The sequence below is a fragment of the Vibrio sp. A2-1 genome (assembly GCF_021728355.1).
Taxonomy (GTDB): domain Bacteria; phylum Pseudomonadota; class Gammaproteobacteria; order Enterobacterales; family Vibrionaceae; genus Vibrio; species Vibrio splendidus_K.
The window spans coordinates 220761-238412 of record NZ_JAKKCO010000001.1; the positions used below are offsets into that span (position 1 = coordinate 220761).

A 17652-nucleotide genomic window follows, 5' to 3' on the forward strand; every position below is an offset into this window, starting at 1 on the left:
ACGTCTCATGAAGTTAACCGATGATTTTTCAAAACAGGCGATAGACGCTGCCATCAAAATCGCAGCGATTGCCATGCTCGTGTATTGGTGTTTCTCGATTTTGCGCCCATTCATTCTATTGGTTATTTGGGGGGCGATCATTGCAACTGCGCTCTATCCAGTTGCTGTCGCCATTTCAAATAAGACGGGAATGTCGAAAGGAAAAGCCAGTGCGTTACTGAGCTTTATCGGAGTACTGTTACTACTCATTCCTTTAGTTGCGCTCTCTTCCGGTATTTACACCAGTGCTTCGGACCTAATGACAGGGCTACAGGACGGAACCTTGTCTCTGCCGAAACCCAAAGAGTCCTTGCAAGATATCCCATTAGTTGGCGAAAGAGTCTATGCCGCCTTGGTCCATGCTTCTTCGAATATAGAGGGCGTGTTTATCACGTATGCAGACGAACTTAAGGTATTTGCTTCTAAAATGGCATCGATCTTAGGCTCATTGGGTGGTGGTTTTGTCCAATTTATTATCTCAACCATCATTGCAGGTGCGTTCATGAGTAATGCCGATAAATGTCAAACCGGAGTGACTCACTTAGTGGTTCGTTTAACGGATGGCAAAGGTGTAGAGCTCGTGCAGTTATCTAAATCAACCGTGCGCAGTGTTGTACAGGGTGTGATAGGCGTTGCTGTGATTCAATCTATCATGTCGGCAATTGGTTTGGTTATCGCGGGTGTTCCAGCCGCGGCATTGTGGGCGCTAGCGGTGTTACTGGTCGCTATTATTCAGTTGCCTCCGATTCTTGCTTTGTTACCTGCCATTATTTACATGTTCAGTGTTGAATCGACACTGGCGGCGAGCTTGTTCTTAGTGTGGTGTATTTTGGTGAGCGGCAGTGACGCTATCTTGAAGCCAGTACTACTGAGCCGTGGCTCTCACATTCCAATGTTGGTGATTTTGCTTGGTGCGTTGGGCGGAATGGCGATGTCAGGAATCGTTGGTCTGTTTGTTGGTGCTGTGATACTGAGTTTAAGCTATGAGCTGATGATGGCGTGGCTTGGGCTTGAAGAGAAGAACCAAGAAGAAACTGAGGAAAAACCAGTAGAGGCAGAGGAAAAATAGATGAAGCCAGTCTCTAAAGACGACAACTTCTACTTCTTATTCTATGCACTGTTGGTGTTGTTTTTTGGTTGTGCGGTGATGCAGCAGTTTTATCCGCAAGGCCAGAAAACAATACTATTTCTCATCATCATTACTCTGGCGAGTTCAATTGTTGGTATCCATAAAGAGCGAGCTTTGTATCGATCTTGGTATGGGATGTTGTTGATTACGGCATTGGTGTCTGGTGTGTTTTCGTTTTTGGAAGGCTATAACCTGTCGATAGTGACCCTATCGGCGTTGGCTGTGTTCTTGTTTTCACACATTTACTCGGCGTTAAAACAGGTGATGAAAGCAAAAACGGTAACACCCAATCACATTATCGGCTCGATCTGTATTTACTTGTTGTTGGGGTTCGCTTGGTCGACCATCTACTTGTTGATTTTAGAAATATTTCCCAACGCCTTTAATGGGTTAGAAGAGCAAATCTGGCTAACCAATTTGTTTAATGCGATGTACTTTAGCTTTATCACATTGACTACGGTTGGTTATGGTGACATATCACCGGCATTACCTATTGCTCAGTTCTTCGTGTTTATGGAATCCATTATCGGCAGTTTTTACTTGGCCATAATGGTGGCGAGTTTGGTGAGCATTCGACTAACACAGTCTCAATCTCAATAGGGCATTTACAAATAATAGAGCACATACGAAGAAGCCCAGCAGTTGCTGGGCTTCTTCTATTTTGTGAGCTTTAAAGTCTGTTTAAGTTTGAACTCTGTGTGGGCGATGAATCTTACGCTTCAGTGCCTTGTATCTTCTCTAATTCAGCGATGGTCGTTTGTGACACAAGCTGACCATCCATGTAATAGCTAACGTTTTGACCCTCTTTGATACCTGTCAGAGTTGCCGTTTCACCAGAGGTATAGACGATGTCCATTTGAACCGTGTTTTCGTCAATCTTAATCATCTCACCCGTTTCAATCGTGCGATTGTTTGAAATTGGCCCAACAGGTGCTTCTTTCAAGCTTGGGTCTAGGTCGTCGTTCACTTCGAAGTGTGTATCTGTTTTTGTATCAAATACGTGTGGTGAACCACTGATTGGGTTTTTACCTGTCCAGAATTCGAGTGAGTTGAATACGACATAGTCGGCTGCGGTTGTAATACCGTACACAGGCGCTAATAAGAAGTTTACACCTGCACGAGCATAGCGGTTATCGACAACTTCAACGTTAAATTTCATCACTTTCCCTGTTACGGCGTTGCTGCCGATACAACCAGTTAGCGCAGAAGCCAAAACCGTTAGTCCTACAATTTTAAGTGCAATCTTTTTCATTTTAGTACCTGTATAAGTTAGAAGTCTGTTTTGTTGGAACAGGTGTAGTATGGTTTTTATTCGATTCAGAGTTTTACCATTTAGCGCCACTGACGATAGAAAATTGGTTATGTACTTTAAGTATCAAAAGCTAGATCTAGAAAACCAGACATAGAAAAGCTGGCTATAAAAATCGGAGCATAAAAAAAGCGCGACCTAATAGGGCGCGCTTTTGAGTATTTGGATAAGTCGTAATGAAAACAACGACTCCAATACAGAATTACTTCATCACATAAGAATAGGCCGATACGACAAGCCAGCGGAAAAATCGAAATAAAAGGGTAGTGGCTTTAACGGTAAACTTGGCGATTGATACCGTTGCTTCTGCACCAATGCTAACGCACTTATGCAGATCGGATTCTTTGTATTCGGAATAGGTCATATGGTTTCTCATTTCTCGCTGTTGTCTTTCATATGTAAGTAATGACTCCTGTCTGGCGATATACCCTGTACGACTAATGTACGAATATTCATCGATAGAAACTTACCATTTAATGCCAAGTAGTGTGAAAACTAGCCAAAAGATAACGTGTTGAGAGAAATTAAGTACGTACCTAGATGTAACCTATCAAGTTACCGAAAAAACGAGGTTATATAGTGGTATGATCGCGGGCTCAGCACCATAAGTGATAAAGAATAGGAAACAGAATGACTCACCTTACCGATCAGCAAGAAGCTGCAATGGCGACGTTTAAGGAAAACTTACACCTTCCAAATGGTGGTTTTCATAAACTGATTATCGATCTAAGTAAGGAATATCAGCTGCCATTTCAAAAGGTGCGCGCCGTTTTAAAGAAAGCTCAAAAAGACGTAGAGCGACAGATACGAGAAGACTTTGCCAGCGTTGATGACGCGGTACTGAGCCAAGCCAATTGGGTAAATATCATTAAGTCGAAACTTGTTGAGCTAGCGGAAGAAAACCAAACAGTCATGGATAAGCTTCAACAAAACCTGAAGTATCAAAAAGTATTGTCGGCAACCAATGGTTCAATCGCAAGTGAAGACGAGCGTGACGAATTGATTGAAGAGTTGATTCAAGCTTATGAAAAAGAGGTATTCAAACCTTTACTGGCTATGCTGCATACAACAAAGCTGTATTGGAAATTAATGCTGGTGGATGAGACATGTAAGATGAATGAGGAAAATCGTGAGAAATTCAGTGATTACCCTCAACACATGCAAGCTGCAGAACACTTATATACTCTTGATCAAAAGTTAAGGTCGATGCCGTTAACTTATTAGTCCATGAATGCACTGATAATGACTCATTGGTGATTCAGAGTTTGATATAAGTTGGTTTCAATAGAAGTACGATAACCTAGCTAGCGTTAGCCGCGCGTGAAATGCAAAAAGGGCTAGGTTTCTGATCTGTTTTACTTCTACTCTATTTTGTTCTGCTAGAGCGAATTGAGGGTGACATCTTTTACATCTTTGGGACTAAACGGTGTTTCTTTTTGTAGCCTATGGGAAATGCTATAGGAGTGTGAAATGTCCTAGGGTGTTTCCGTTGCCTGAAACAATAGTTCCGATGCTTTCTCGTTCATTAAATTCAAAGTCGATGAGATAACTGTGATGTTGTAGCTTGGGCAATATGTGGCGGTGGAGTATATCGCTATTGAGCTGTCGAATCTCTGTGACCCATGAAATTTCTTCTTTGTGTAAGTCTATTTTAATCTTGAGCATTTATTACCTTTTAGTTTATTGACTGATTTGTCGCGTGATAGTTGGTACCAATGGGTTTGTCGTGTTGTTCTGCGTGACATAACTGTGCCTTGTGTTTATTACATTTATATTTAAGTGGTCGATCTATTTTGACTTCGCTAACAAGAGAGCGAATGACGATAGATCGGTAGTGAGGATCGAATTTAAAAGCTATTGAATGACTATCTAGGTGAAAGCTGACGCAGAGATGGTGTAACGAGGTAATCGAGAACTGTCTTTGAGGAACTTGGACTTACTTTAGCATTAACAGCTCTATAGATTAGAGCCAAGTGGCGAACTATACGCCTAGTTTTTGAAATTACAACCCTATTTTAAATTAAATTCAAAAATATTTTTGAATGATTTGCCGTCGCTTGTTGAGAGTTAAATGAGCGATGGGCAGGTAATTCACCATGATACCTGACCGATGTTTGGCTTTGCACCGCTTTGTGTTCTTTGTCATTAGTGGTTTTAATTGTTTAGCTAATTTATTGATGATTAAGTACCTGTTATATATTGTCTTTACATTGTAAATTGCAATTCTTGACTCTGAGGTTGAGCGTTGTAATTCTGGGGTTTGGCGTCGTAATTCTGTGATTTAGCGTTGTAATTACAGGGTTTTCGGCCACTTTCCCCCATCAGTTTATTCTTCAGATTAATGATCATTTTCCTCTTCGCGTCTTTTTGCTATTTCTGATCCCTAGTATCTCTCCTGACTACGCAAAATATGAATACTCACTTTTACATTTCTGAATAATAAAGTTGTTGTGTCGCCAGTTTAACGCAAATATAATTGATAATAGTTCTCACTTGCGTTACGAGTTTGTTGTCAAAGCAATGACAGACTTTAAATTATCGTTATTTAGCCGTTGTGTTCGCCCCATGCTCGCCTATGAGTAGTGTGACTTTCATTGTCATGAGTGGTGGTTAGTATCAATGGCAAAGGAAGAAACATGAAGAAAACAATCAATTCAGTTCGTCAGTTGTTAAGCGGGCTTGCCATCGTTCTTGCATCATCATTACTGATGACCGCTCAAGCGAAAACCGTGACCATTGAACACGTAAAGGGCACGGTGCAGTTTACTGAAGTACCACAGCGCGTTGTGGTACTTGGCTTTGGTAGCTTGGATGTGCTTGATCAAATTGGTGTACAACCAGTTGGTGCGCCTCATAGCTTGTTGCCTGATTACCTAGCTTCGTACAAAGAAACGACAGCAAATACAGGATCATTGAGTGAACCGGATTTTGAAGCTATCTACATGTTGAAGCCTGACATCATTATCGCGGAAAACCGTATGCTTAAGGTTTACGACAAGCTGGCACAAATCGCTCCAACGGTCATGTTCTCTATTGAAGGTGATAAATACTGGGCTGATGCTCAGCAAAACTGGCGCGCGCTAGGTGACATCTTTGGTAAGCAAGCTGAAGTAGAAGCGATCATCAAAGAGACTCAAGCGTCTATCACGGCGGTAAACGACAAAGTTGCGTCTGACGAAACGTCTGCAATGATGCTGATGAACAACGGCAACAACATTGCGATGTTCAATAAGGGCAGTCGCTTCTCGATCATTTTTGATGATTTTGGTTTCGAGGAGTCAAAGAGTGCGACAGTGGCTCCAATTAAAGGGACTCACGGCAACCTAATCTCGTTCGAATACATTGCTGACGCAAAACCTGAAGTGCTTTACGTTCTTGACCGCGAAAAAGCGATTGGCAAATCAGAAGGGCGCGCACAACAGCTGTTTGATAACCCATTAGTTGCGGCGACGCCTGCAGCGCAGCAAGGCAGCATCGTTTACCTTGATTCAAGTGCTTGGTATTTGGCGGGTGGTGGCGTGACAGCGATTCACAGAATGTTGGGTGATATTGAACGAACGATTCAATAGTCATCAATCATCAGATTTTTGGGCTTATAAGAGCGTTCTTATAAGCCCTTTTTCACTTTTCATACGGACTCAAAGAGCCCTACCTTTAGTATTATTTCTATGTTGAAACCCATTGCCGCTGCTGTATTTCTTGTTGTGTTATGCGTTATGTCATTGATGATTGGAGTCGCTGAAATCAGTTTTAGCGACTTCTTCAATGGCAACCAACACGCCAACTCTATTTATGTTGTTAGTCGAATCCCTCGACTGTTCGCGATTGTACTTGCCGGTGCGGGCTTGAGTGTCGCTGGCTTGATCATGCAACAGATCGTGCAGAACAAGTTTGCCGCGCCTTCGACTATGGGTACCATTGACTGCGCCATGCTTGGCTACATAGTCGGTATTCTGGTTCTGGGCAATGCAGCGCAATGGAGCTACTTAGGTTTCATTTTCGCGTTTGCGGTTTTCGGAACCATGCTATTGGTCCGCTTTCTACAACACCTTAAGTTTAAGAATGCGGTGTTGGTGCCTTTGATTGGCATCATGTATGGCAACGTTGTTTCGTCTCTAACAACCTTTATTGCTTACAAGTACGACTTAGTACAAACCATGTCGGCATGGACAATGGCGAACTTTGCGAGTGTGTTGCAAGGCAGCTATGAAATTCTTTACCTCGCAGTGCCTGCTTGTGTGTTGGCTTACTACTTCGCGAGTCAGTTCAGTGCGGCGAGTATTGGCGAGAGCTTTGCGAAAAACATCGGCTTGAATTATCAGAAGATCGTCTTCATTGGTGTTGCATTGGTCGCTATCTGTGCCTCTTCTGTGGTGATGATCGTTGGTGTTATCCCATTCCTTGGCCTTATCGTGCCGAATATCGTGTCGCTGATGATGGGCGATAACATGAAGAAGATTCTGCCTTGGACAGCCTATTGGGGCGTGATCTTGGTATTGGTTTGTGACTTGTTAGCTCGAATCGTCATCTTCCCTTATGAGATTCCAATCTCGATGGTAATCAGCATCTTTGGTGGCTTGATTTTTATCTACCTAATCATGAGAGACAAGTCGAATGCGTGATTCAGTAAAAATTGCGATTCTGGCCATCGCGTCTTTGTGTATGGCGGCAGTATTTGTGGGGCAGGGACTTACGTGGGATAACTATGAGTTCTTCTTGTCTCTGCGACTACCAAAATTGCTGTCGATTGTGTTGGCGGCGGTGGCGATCTCGGCGTCGTCATTGGTTTTCCAAACCATCACTAATAATCGAATTCTAACCCCATCCATCTTGGGCTTTGACAGCTTGTATATGCTGGTTCAAACGGTGCTTCTGTTTGTGTTTGGCAGTACAAGCTTCTGGGTCATTGATTCAATCGCAAACTTTTCGATGTCTGTAACCGTGATGATCTTGTTCTCGTTTGCTCTGTTCCATTTCTACTTTAAGAGCAAGCGAAATAACGTATTCACACTGCTTCTGATTGGTATCGTGTGTGGCAGCGTATTCTCGAGCTTAGCGAACTTCCTTGCGATGTTGATTGATCCCAATGAATTTGCGGTGTTGCAGAATGTGATGTTTGCAAGCTTCAATAACGTGAAAGGCGAACTGGTTTACCTCAGCCTTATTCCATTAGGTTTGAGCTTGCTTGGCCTGTGGTTGTTAGCACCTAAGCTTGATGTGCTTTGGCTTGGTGTCGATAACGCAACAAGCTTGGGCGTGAATACCAAGCGACTGACTCAGATTACCTTGGTTATTGTGTCAGTGATGGTCGCGGTATCAACTGCCTTGGTTGGCCCGGTACTTTTCTTCGGTTTAATCACAGTAAGTTTGGCTCGTCAGATATTCAGCTCTTATCAGCACCGTACTCTAATCATCGCTAGCAGCTTGTTAGCGGTAGTGTTGCTCGTGTCTGGTCAATGGTTCATCGAAAAAGTAATGGCGTTTGAAACCACAGTGAGTGTGATCATTAACTTGGTCGGTGGTTTGTATTTTATGTTCTTGTTGTTACGCACCAGAATTCAGTAAAGGTAGTAAGTAGTGATTAAATTAACAGGTTTAACTAAGAAGTATGGCAAGTCACTCGTGGTTGATGATGCCAGTGCTATGTTCCCGAAAGGAGAAGTGACTTCTATCATTGGCCCAAATGGTGCGGGTAAAAGTACACTGCTTTCAATGGCAAGCCGTTTAACAGACAGTGACGCGGGTGAAGTGGTCATTGGCGATAAGTTATTGGCTGAGTGGGATACCAAAGAGCTAGCCAAGCACCTTGCCGTGTTAAGACAGTCAAACAACATCAATATGCGATTTACGATTCGTGAGTTGGTTTGTTTTGGTCGTTTCCCACACTCTCAAGGTCGCTTGAAAGACGAAGATCATAAGATCGTCGATACAGCGTTAGAACACCTTGGCATTACCGATATCCAAAACAAATACCTTGATGAGTTGAGTGGTGGTCAGCGTCAAATGGCGTTTATCGCGATGGTTGTGGCGCAAGATACAGATTATGTGTTCCTAGATGAACCACTGAACAATCTTGATATTAAACACTCGGTCGAAATCATGCAGACGCTGCGTCGTTTAGCGCATGAGTTCAATAAAGCGGTGGTGATCGTGATTCACGACATCAATTTTGCTTCTTGCTATTCAGATAACATTGTGGCGATGAAGAAAGGAAAAGTGGTTAAGTCAGGTAAGGTTTCGGAAGTGGTTGAAAAGTCCGTGATGGAGTCTATCTACGAGATCCCATTTGAGATTCGCGAGTTCGATGGTGTTCGAATCTGTATGTATTATTCAGGTCGTTAGGTCGCTGGGTCTCTAGCCTGCTTAACCCCTTAGTTACCGAAATGAAAAGAGCTCCCATATGAGGAGCTCTTTTCGTATGGTTCATATGTCCAAGACAGTATATTCCCTCTTGTGTTATACGCTAATCTCTGCCGTATTTTTGACATCAGACGAGGATCAAACCGTTAGTTTGATGTCACTCGAAGATCGACTCTTCATTTTTAACAATCATTTGTCATTTTCATGTTGAGAGGTACGAAAACCCATCTACACTATGTTTATAACTGTTTGATTTTTATAAGAGGTGTCAATGAGTCGTAAACCTATAGTGTTAGTCGTGGATGACACCCCAAGTAACTTAGATGTGTTAACGGCAATCCTCAAAGATACCTATCAAGTTAAGGTCGCGATTAACGGTACTATCGGTATCAAAATAGCGAAGATGGTGCCGCAGCCAGATCTTATTCTCCTTGATATCATGATGCCTGACATCGATGGCTACGAAGTGTGCCGTCAATTAAAAGCTCAGCCAAATACTGCGCATATCCCCATTATATTCGTTACCGCAAAGATTGGCCCTGAAGCCGAAGTAAAAGGCTTGTCCTTAGGTGCAGTTGATTATTTAACGAAGCCAATTACACCTGAAATTGCACTACAACGTGTAAAAACCCATATTGCTCTTTATGACCAGCAACGAGCTTTGTTTAGTCAGGTGAAAGAGAAAACCCAAGAGATCAATCTCGGCAAACTAGAAACGCTCAACATATTGGGTAGAGCCGCTGAATTTAAAGATAACGAAACAGGCATGCATGTTATGCGCATGAGCCATTATTGCGAGATATTAGCCAAAGCCTTGGGCATGACAGACGAAGATGCCGAGACCTTGCGCGATGCAGCGCCGATGCATGATATTGGCAAGATTGGCATTCCTGACAGTGTGTTACTGAAGCCAGGAAAATTGGATGACGATGAATGGACTACCATGCAGAAACACGTCGAGTTCGGTGTTGAAATCCTTGGTAGGCAGGGCGATTCCAAACTGATGCGTATGGCCATTCAAGTCGCGCAGTATCACCATGAAAAGTGGGATGGCAGTGGTTACCCAAACCAGATAGCCGGTGAAGATATTCCATTGGTCGGACGAATTGCGGCCGTTGCTGACGTATTTGATGCCCTGACAGCAGAGCGTCCTTATAAGAAAGCTTGGAGTGTCGATGAGGCGCTGAGCTTGTTTGAAGAACAGAAAGGCAAGCATTTTGATCCGACTATCGTCGATCTTTTTTTCGTCAACTTGCCCGAAATACTAGCGATTAAAGAGAAATTCAAAGATGAATAAGCGCTTTGTTATATGGATTAAGCAGTGCTTTATACTCATTTCTAGTTTGTTGTTTCTTCTCATTGGTTTACCACATGCTCATGCCGTGAGTGTTAGTGAAGATGATTTAACCCGGTGGTTAGAAAGTAAACCTAAAGTGACCTTTATCGCGCTTTCCAGTCATTATCCTTATTCGTTTATTGATGATAGAGGGGAGGTGTCAGGTATCATTCGGGATTGGGCGAACGAGTTTGAACTTAAGTATGGAATTGAAACGGATTTTATAAGCGTAAACTCTAATTCTGACGCGAAACAAGCGCTACTTGATGGGAAAGGAGATGTTTTCCCTTTCCAACAGTTTGATCCGAGCGAAGGTGGGCGATTTCTCGCTACTAATCCTTACATCCCTTACCAAATCGCGGTGATTCTTCCTACCGACGACCCTACTACCGACAACATTGAGCAGTCCGATAAGCGGCGTATCGCGATGGTTCAAGATAGTATCGATCTAGAAAAGTCGGGGGTACAACTGAGCTCAATCGAAAGAGTCCAATTTGATACTGCGATTGATGCTATCCGAGCACTGGAAGATGGTTCAGTCGATGGGATGCTCGCCGAGCCCGTTACAACATTAAATCTTGCTCACAAGAGTGGTGTATACAGTTTAGCGGTCAATTACGTTCTCGACCGCTGGAAATACATAGAAGCTGCAATGGTTGTTCGAACTAAGGACACCGAATTGCTTGCTTTGTTAAACCAACAAATTGCAACGTTTGAGATTGGGAAGAAAAACCGGATCCTATCGCATTGGTTAAAAGACTCACCCTACCGAACTCCAGTTAAAGGGGTGTTTGGTTTTGGTAATCCACCATATATGTACCCGGATAGCACTTCTGTCGGTATCGAACACGACATTATGCAAAGGGCTCTAAACAACATGGGCTACCGACTTGGTGACGTTGTCACGTTGCCTCGTAGTGCTGCGAATCAAGCCATCGATAACAATAGTTCGATATCGTTTGTCTCAGGGATACAGGCTGACGGGTCTTCAGTGCACTTTTTGAGTGACAAAGTCATGGATGTTGAATTCGTGCCAGTTTCGTTAAAAAGACGTAACTTGAACCTCAAATCTGCCAAGAACCTATCTTTAGGTGCTTTGTTATTCGATGAAACATCACCAATAAAAAATTCTGTCGAACTACTTAAAGATAAGGTGAGCATCGATCGAATTGAAGATATTGATAGCTTAGAGTCTGCATTTTCTCAACTACGAGCACAAAATGTTGATTTGTTAATGGTCGAAAAACGGGTATTAAGATGGTTTGTGACAAATACTCGTTTCATTGAAATGCGTGAAATCGAACTACACGAAGATTTTAAAGTCGATTATCCAATTTATGTTGATTTTAGAACGCCCAAGTTAAGAGACAGTTTTAACGAAGCGATTAAATATTTAAAGCAAACTGATGATGAGTTTGAACAGATACTTGAAACCCAAGTTAAGAATGATCTTACTCCTGTACTTAGAAAAGCCGATATTATCGCTCAAATCTCCGCTTACTTTATTGTGAATGACCGCTTCGAAGAACTCCCTAAGATCTTTGACATATTCGATGCTGAGCACACATTCAAGGTTATTTCTGCTCAAGCGGATAATAATAAAAGACCTATTGAATCTTGGTATTTAGGCGAAGTATTAGACTCTTCGCTGAGTAAAAAGAATACGTCTGAATTATCATCTGTTACCAAAGGTGCTGGTTATAAAACGCAAACAGGAAGTATTAATGCGGGCTTCATGACATTTTATTTTGATGTCAATTCGGTTGAGAGTAATTATGTGTATTTCCCTTCAATTGACCAATTTGAGTCGTTTGGTGAAGGAGCTCAGCGTTATATCTCAGATGTTTACCAATCGAACAGCCTGACTGGTGAACTTCTTAACCTAAGTCAGAAAGAGCGTCAATGGATCAAAGACCATCCCGAACTAAAGATAGGTATCGATCCAAACTCATTACCTTATGAAGCCTTGTCAAACAAGGATGAATATATAGGGATGATTGATGATTACCTCAAGTTAATTGAACAAAAAACCGGACTGCGCCTTAGTCATGTCGACGTTGAAAGTTGGCAAGAAACTCGTCGCCTCGTTGATCATCGACGAGTACATTTAGTGTCAGCTGCGGTTGAGAATCGCTCACTAGGCGAAAGTGTAAAACCAGCAAAAGCGCTATTTTCTAGTCGCCTTGCGATAGCTTCAAGACGTGATGTAAATAGTATTGTGCTTAAAGAAGCTCAAGGTTGGAAGCTTGGAATATTAGCCAGTGGTGCTAATACCGAAGCCATTGTTGAAAGTTACCCAAATATTGAATGGGATCTTGTCGAATCTACCAAAGAAGGGTTGGACCGAGTTGAATCTGGTGAGCTCGATGGATTTATTGATACTGTCGATGTGTTGAATTATTTGATCAATTCATTTGGTTATCGAGGTATCGGAATTATTGGTCGATTGGATTTCTTTTTGTCGCCGACCTTACACGTCATTAAATCAGAGCCGTTATTACTGTCTATTGTTAACAAAGCAATAGGAAGTATCTCTGCGGAAGACCACCAAAAAATATCCGCTAAATGGGCGGCACCTAAAGCAATTGAAAAAGTTGATTACCAACTCGTTTATACCATCTCGGTATTTTCCGTCGTGATAGTGTTGTTGATTGTATTTTGGAATAGGAAATTATCCAAGCAAATCACTATTGCTAATAACGCTACCGAAGCACTTCGTAAAGCACAAAATCAGCTTTACAACATTTTGAACACGTCCCCGATAGCAGCGAGTGTTATTGTCGACGAACAAGTTCGTTATGCGAATGATACGGCGAAACGTCTTTTTGGAGTAGAACGAAGAGAGCTCTCTTCTATTGATGTTGAAGTCGTTTACAACACTTTATCCGATCGTGATGATTTGTATAAAGAACTGAGCCTTAACGGTAAGGTTGTGAATAGGGAGTTAGTGCTTCGGAAATTTGATGGCAGTCGTTTTGTCGCCCTTGTTAGTTACTACCTACTCGAGCTTGATGGGGAAGTCGCGACTCTATTTTGGGCTTTTGATATTTCAGAAATGAAACGCCTAAATGAACAACTAGAAGAAGAGAAAAAGAGAGCAGATTTGGCGAGCCAAGCCAAATCTGAATTCTTAGCTAACATGAGCCATGAAATAAGAACGCCGATGAACGCGATTATTGGTTTATCTTATCTAGCGATTGGGGAAATATCTAACCCGGTTGCTCGAAATTATATTGAGAAAGTGCATCGTTCGGGTCATTCATTATTAACTATCATCAACGATATTCTTGATTTCTCAAAGATAGAAGCGGGTCAGCTTGTTATTGATAGTATTCCATTTGATCCTGTAACGACATTCAAAGATGTTATTGAGTTGATGGAGTCGAAAGCAATCGAAAAGCAGATGAATTTATCAATGTCGATTGCACCGGAACTAGAGACGCCAATGCTTGGTGACCCATTGAGGCTATTTCAGGTAATCCTGAACCTTATTGGTAATGCCATTAAATTTACAGAGCATGGGCAAGTAACCTTAGCTGTTGAACTGGTCAAATCTGACGAGAACAGTGTGAGCATGAAGATCATGGTTTCGGATACTGGGATAGGCATATCAGAAGAGAACCGACATAAACTATTTCAAGCGTTTAGCCAGGCAGACAGTACCACCACACGTAGGTTTGGTGGCACAGGTTTAGGGCTTAATATCAGTCAAAAGCTTGTACAAGCCATGGGCAGTGAAATTTCAGTAGTGAGCATATTGGGACAGGGCAGTGAGTTCTCTTTCCCTTTGACGCTACCTAGATCGAACACAGAGGAACTCGCGGACTTTAAGTCGCAAGAACTTAAACTGGATTATCATATTGAGTTTAAATGGCAGAGGGTATTGTTGGTTGAAGACAACGAGCTGAACCAAGATTTAGCTCTGGCATATTTTAGTCGTGCTAAATTGAAGGCTGATCTAGCCGAAAATGGTGCAGAAGCCGTGGCGTTAGCTCAAACTAACGATTACGAAATGATTTTTATGGACCTTCAAATGCCGATTATGGATGGCTTCGAAGCGACACGAAAAATTAGAGAGTTTGATACGCAAGTTCCTATCATTGCGATGTCGGCCAATGTATTCGCTGATGCAAAACAGAGAGCAAGAGACGCAGGGGTAACGGATTTCTTAGATAAGCCGATAATCATTGATAAAGCGACCTCTTTGCTTATCAAGTACATCGTGCCAGAGGTTATGGTAGAAGGGAAAACGGCACCTTTAACGGAGCAAGTGGTGAGTCCAGCTGAGATCGATGGCAATCTCACCCTCGACAATCTTACCCTCAACAATATTGTCGCTTCTCCTGTGTTTTCGCAACAGCGTTTTGACCAACTCACTCAATCTGACATTGAACTACAAGATAAACTGCTTAGAAAGTTCGACAGTAGTGCACCAAAGATCATGGCTGAGGCCTTTGAGAGTTTGGACCAAGATGAATGGGTCGTTCTAGAGCGCAATCTACATACCTTGAAAAGCATGGCCGCATCGATTGGCGGATTACGGTTAACTGATTTACTTGGTGGTTTAGAAAGAAAAGCCCATGAGCACGAGTGTCATGAGTTCGATCTCCAAGAAGGTAAGCTTGGTTTAATTGAGCTCATTAAGGCGATTGAAGACCAATTTGATAAATCACATACAACAGAAATTGTCGATTCAAGTGCTTTGACGTCAACGGTGACAGAGGAACAAAGAGTGCAGCTACTCGCGCTACTCAAAGCCTATGATAACGAAGCGGCGCAATATGTATCTGAGTTGATTGTTTTGCATCCAAACTCTATCGAACTCAAAGAGGTGCAACGTGCGTTGGAGGGCTATGACTTCGAGCGTGCAACTGACGTAATTCGAAGTTATCAATAATCACATAATCGGTATTAATTCACATCAGCACTCAAAAACTTAAACCCTTTAACTATCGTAGTTAAAGGGTTTAATGCTTTTGAAGGTGCAATGTGTTTAAAGGGCCCAATGTAATTAAAGAGGCCAATGTGTTTAAAGGTGCAATGTAATTAAAAGGGCGAATGTAGCTAAAGAGTCTAAACAAGCCAATAAGAAAGCCTAATTGCTGACGTTTTGTTTGATTAGATCAATGACAGTATCGTATCGGTGCGGCAGTTTTCGGTTTCGTTTTTGAACTAAATACAGCGTTTCTTCAACTTCTACCTTTGGTGGCACAACGTGCAACTTGTCTCTTTCCGGGAAGTGCTCAACTGCGCCAGCCGGTAATACGGTAAAGCCTAACCCTTTCGATACTGGCAGCAAGATCTGGTGAAGCTGATTGATGTAGCCAGATCTTGGTATTTCATTAACGTTGATGTTCGCGAGATCCTTGTCTCCACACAGGTCGAAATACAAAGACAGGTAGTGAGCAGAATCTGGATGCGCAATCAGGCCAATGTCGTGCAGTACTTGTGGTGTTATCTCTAAGTGAGCCAGACTGCTGTGAACGATGAGGCAGAGTGCTTCTTTACCAATGACTTGGCTTTGATAGTAACTGTCGTTTGGGGAGTGCCTAACAATGCCGATATCGGTGGTGCCTTGGATCAGGTCATTCAATATCTTTTTGTTTGGAGCCGCTTCTAAGTTAATGCTCAGATCTTGGTGTTGCTGCTGAAGTTCAAGAAGCTTGGGGTACAGACGTAAAGAGAGTGAACCAGAGCAAGACAGGTGACATTGTCCTGCATAAGGGTTATCAAAACTCAGAGACTCAAAGAGATCTTCTTGGTCTTTTTCTAGCTTGAGCGCATAGCGATACATAATCCGACCCTGTTCGGTCAGCTCGAAGCTTTTATTTTCCCGAGAAAGCAGGTCACAATTGCAAGCTTGTTCAAGCTTCTTGATGTGCTGGCTCACTCCTGGTTGTGTCATGTACAACTTTTCTGCGGTTTGGGTGAAATGTCCAACTTCAACCAGAGTCTTAAATGTATTGAGCCAAAGTGGATTGATCATACTCACCTTCAAATGCTAAAGCCTATAAATAACAGAAAATTATTATTATCTTAAGTAATGATAATTTCAACTCTAGCGTCGTTAGTAACGCTAATCAAAGTCAATATGGTGATAACTATTTATATTGGTCTATTGGCCGCTTTGTAGAGTTGCTATGAGTAACAATGTGTTGCGACTTTGTTGATTATTTGGTCTATTGACCCACTGTACTCATATTTAGGAACGAAGATGAATAGAAATGTTTGGCTGCTCTCACTGTGTCAGGCCTTATTGATGACGGGTAACATATTGTTGATCTCGGTGATTGGTTTGATCGGTAAGCAGATTGCGCCCAGTGTGAGCATGATTACCTTGCCGGTAGCACTGCAGTTTTTGGGTTTAATGGCAGCCACTATTCCTGCATCTTTAATTTCAGGAAAATTAGGACGAAAACGAGGGTTCAGTATCGGTAATGTGGTTGGCATTACAGGGGCGAGCCTTGCAACTTACGCTTTATCTCAGCAAAATTTCTATCTGTTTTGTTTCGCCACGTTCTTACTTGGGATAGGTATTGGTTTTGGTACGCTTTATCGTTTCGCTGCTATCGAAGTGTGTGATGAAAATGCACGACATCGCGCAATTTCTATATCGATGGCTGGTGGCGTTCTTGCTGCAGTACTCGGGCCTAACTTAGCGATCATGTCTCAACAATGGTCAGCAGATGGCTTGTACATTGGTGCTTTTGCTTCTTTGATTGGGTTGAATATTCTTGCGTTACTCATCTTACAAACCATTCAGTTTCCTAAAGCCTCTTTTAATAGTCAGGCTCCCAAAGCCGATCCTTTAGGTGTGATCGTTAAAGCACCGAACTTTATTGGTGCGGTCTTTGCAGCCATGGTTGCTTACGCTGTAATGAACATTTTGATGACTGCAACTCCATTGGCAATGATTGGCTGTGGTTTTGACTTTACTAAAGCTGCTGGCGTGATTGAGTGGCACGTGTTGGGGATGTTTGTACCTGCATTTTTTACCGGATCACTTATCGAGAGGTTTGGCTCAAGAATGATGATCTTGGCGGGCGGGATTCTGTTCGTCGTCTGTATCGCGATTAACATTCATGGAGAATCTATTTGGCACTTCAGAGCGGCCTTGGTTGTGCTTGGTGTGGGTTGGAACTTCATGTTTATCGCGGCAACAGGTTTGTTTAGTCAGTCCTACCAATCGCAGAATAAAGCTAAGGCACAAGCGTTTAATGAATTTATTGTCTTTGGCTGTGTGACTATTACAGCGATGCTCTCTGGCTGGCTAGAATCGACCGCAGGGTGGCAGAACCTCAACATCTACGTATTACCATTCGTGTTAGCTGTTATCTTGCTGTTCGTATTTAGTGCTCGTAAATCGCGTATTCAAAAGCAGCCTGTGTAATGGCTCATCGAATGGTGGTTCAGTAAATTCGTTACTGTGATTAGAACCCTAGTATCTCGAACTGCGACCAATAAAAAGCCCTACCAAAT

At 42.5% G+C, this 17652-nt stretch carries 14 protein-coding genes; 10 read left to right on the forward strand and 4 right to left on the reverse strand.

Features of this window, described 5'->3' with window-relative positions; translation table 11 throughout:
* The first annotated feature begins 7 nt into the window (after window positions 1–7).
* Window positions 8–1108: an AI-2E family transporter gene (locus L3V33_RS01005; RefSeq protein ID WP_237288757.1), complete on the forward strand. Its 1101-nt coding sequence runs from the start codon at window positions 8–10 to the stop codon at window positions 1106–1108.
* Window positions 1109–1768, forward strand: a complete 660-nt coding sequence (locus L3V33_RS01010) for a potassium channel family protein (protein ID WP_016796765.1) — start codon at window positions 1109–1111, stop codon at window positions 1766–1768.
* A gap of 112 nt (window positions 1769–1880) precedes the next feature.
* Here the strand turns inward: L3V33_RS01010 and L3V33_RS01015 are convergent, their stop codons facing one another.
* Both L3V33_RS01015 and L3V33_RS01020 read right to left on the reverse strand, forming a co-directional pair.
* Window positions 1881–2420: a DUF3332 domain-containing protein gene (locus L3V33_RS01015; protein WP_029222428.1), complete on the reverse strand. Its 540-nt coding sequence runs from the start codon at window positions 2418–2420 to the stop codon at window positions 1881–1883.
* Between the two features lie 259 nt (window positions 2421–2679).
* Window positions 2680–2841, reverse strand: a complete 162-nt coding sequence (locus L3V33_RS01020; protein WP_165690356.1) for a hypothetical protein — start codon at window positions 2839–2841, stop codon at window positions 2680–2682.
* 266 nt (window positions 2842–3107) lie between these two features.
* Here L3V33_RS01020 and L3V33_RS01025 point away from each other — a divergent pair, with 266 nt between their 5' ends.
* Window positions 3108–3701 carry a hypothetical protein gene (locus L3V33_RS01025; RefSeq protein ID WP_237288758.1) on the forward strand — a complete coding sequence of 198 codons (594 nt, stop codon included), beginning with the start codon at window positions 3108–3110 and terminating at the stop codon, window positions 3699–3701.
* Between the two features lie 231 nt (window positions 3702–3932).
* Here L3V33_RS01025 and L3V33_RS01030 read toward each other — a convergent pair whose 3' ends face one another.
* Complete coding sequence (locus tag L3V33_RS01030) at window positions 3933–4142, reverse strand: hypothetical protein (protein WP_004731601.1); 210 nt, start codon at window positions 4140–4142, stop codon at window positions 3933–3935.
* A gap of 971 nt (window positions 4143–5113) precedes the next feature.
* Between L3V33_RS01030 and L3V33_RS01035 the strand changes: the two genes are divergently transcribed.
* The 6 genes from L3V33_RS01035 to L3V33_RS01060 all read left to right on the forward strand — a co-directional run bounded on the left by L3V33_RS01035 (window position 5114) and on the right by L3V33_RS01060 (window position 15070).
* Window positions 5114–6046, forward strand: a complete 933-nt coding sequence (locus L3V33_RS01035) for an ABC transporter substrate-binding protein (RefSeq protein WP_237288759.1) — start codon at window positions 5114–5116, stop codon at window positions 6044–6046.
* 99 nt (window positions 6047–6145) lie between these two features.
* Window positions 6146–7099 carry an iron chelate uptake ABC transporter family permease subunit gene (locus L3V33_RS01040; protein WP_017094729.1) on the forward strand — a complete coding sequence of 318 codons (954 nt, stop codon included), beginning with the start codon at window positions 6146–6148 and terminating at the stop codon, window positions 7097–7099.
* Window positions 7092–8042: an iron chelate uptake ABC transporter family permease subunit gene (locus tag L3V33_RS01045; protein ID WP_016793444.1), complete on the forward strand. Its 951-nt coding sequence runs from the start codon at window positions 7092–7094 to the stop codon at window positions 8040–8042. The genes L3V33_RS01040 and L3V33_RS01045 overlap by 8 nt, the downstream gene beginning before the upstream one ends.
* Window positions 8043–8054: 12 nt before the next feature.
* Window positions 8055–8819 (forward strand): ATP-binding cassette domain-containing protein, encoded by a 765-nt coding sequence (locus L3V33_RS01050; RefSeq protein ID WP_017066723.1) that lies wholly within the window; start codon window positions 8055–8057, stop codon window positions 8817–8819.
* A 289-nt stretch (window positions 8820–9108) separates the two neighbouring features.
* On the forward strand, window positions 9109–10134 hold the full coding sequence (locus L3V33_RS01055) for a two-component system response regulator (RefSeq protein ID WP_237288760.1): 1026 nt from the start codon (window positions 9109–9111) through the stop codon (window positions 10132–10134).
* On the forward strand, window positions 10127–15070 hold the full coding sequence (locus L3V33_RS01060) for a transporter substrate-binding domain-containing protein (protein WP_237288761.1): 4944 nt from the start codon (window positions 10127–10129) through the stop codon (window positions 15068–15070). The genes L3V33_RS01055 and L3V33_RS01060 overlap by 8 nt, the downstream gene beginning before the upstream one ends.
* Window positions 15071–15268: 198 nt before the next feature.
* Here the strand turns inward: L3V33_RS01060 and L3V33_RS01065 are convergent, their stop codons facing one another.
* Window positions 15269–16159 carry a LysR family transcriptional regulator gene (locus L3V33_RS01065; RefSeq protein ID WP_237288762.1) on the reverse strand — a complete coding sequence of 297 codons (891 nt, stop codon included), beginning with the start codon at window positions 16157–16159 and terminating at the stop codon, window positions 15269–15271.
* Between the two features lie 228 nt (window positions 16160–16387).
* Here L3V33_RS01065 and L3V33_RS01070 point away from each other — a divergent pair, with 228 nt between their 5' ends.
* A complete protein-coding gene (locus tag L3V33_RS01070) occupies window positions 16388–17563 on the forward strand; it encodes an MFS transporter (RefSeq protein WP_237288763.1) in 1176 nt (391 codons plus the stop codon).
* The last annotated feature ends 89 nt before the right edge of the window (window positions 17564–17652 follow it).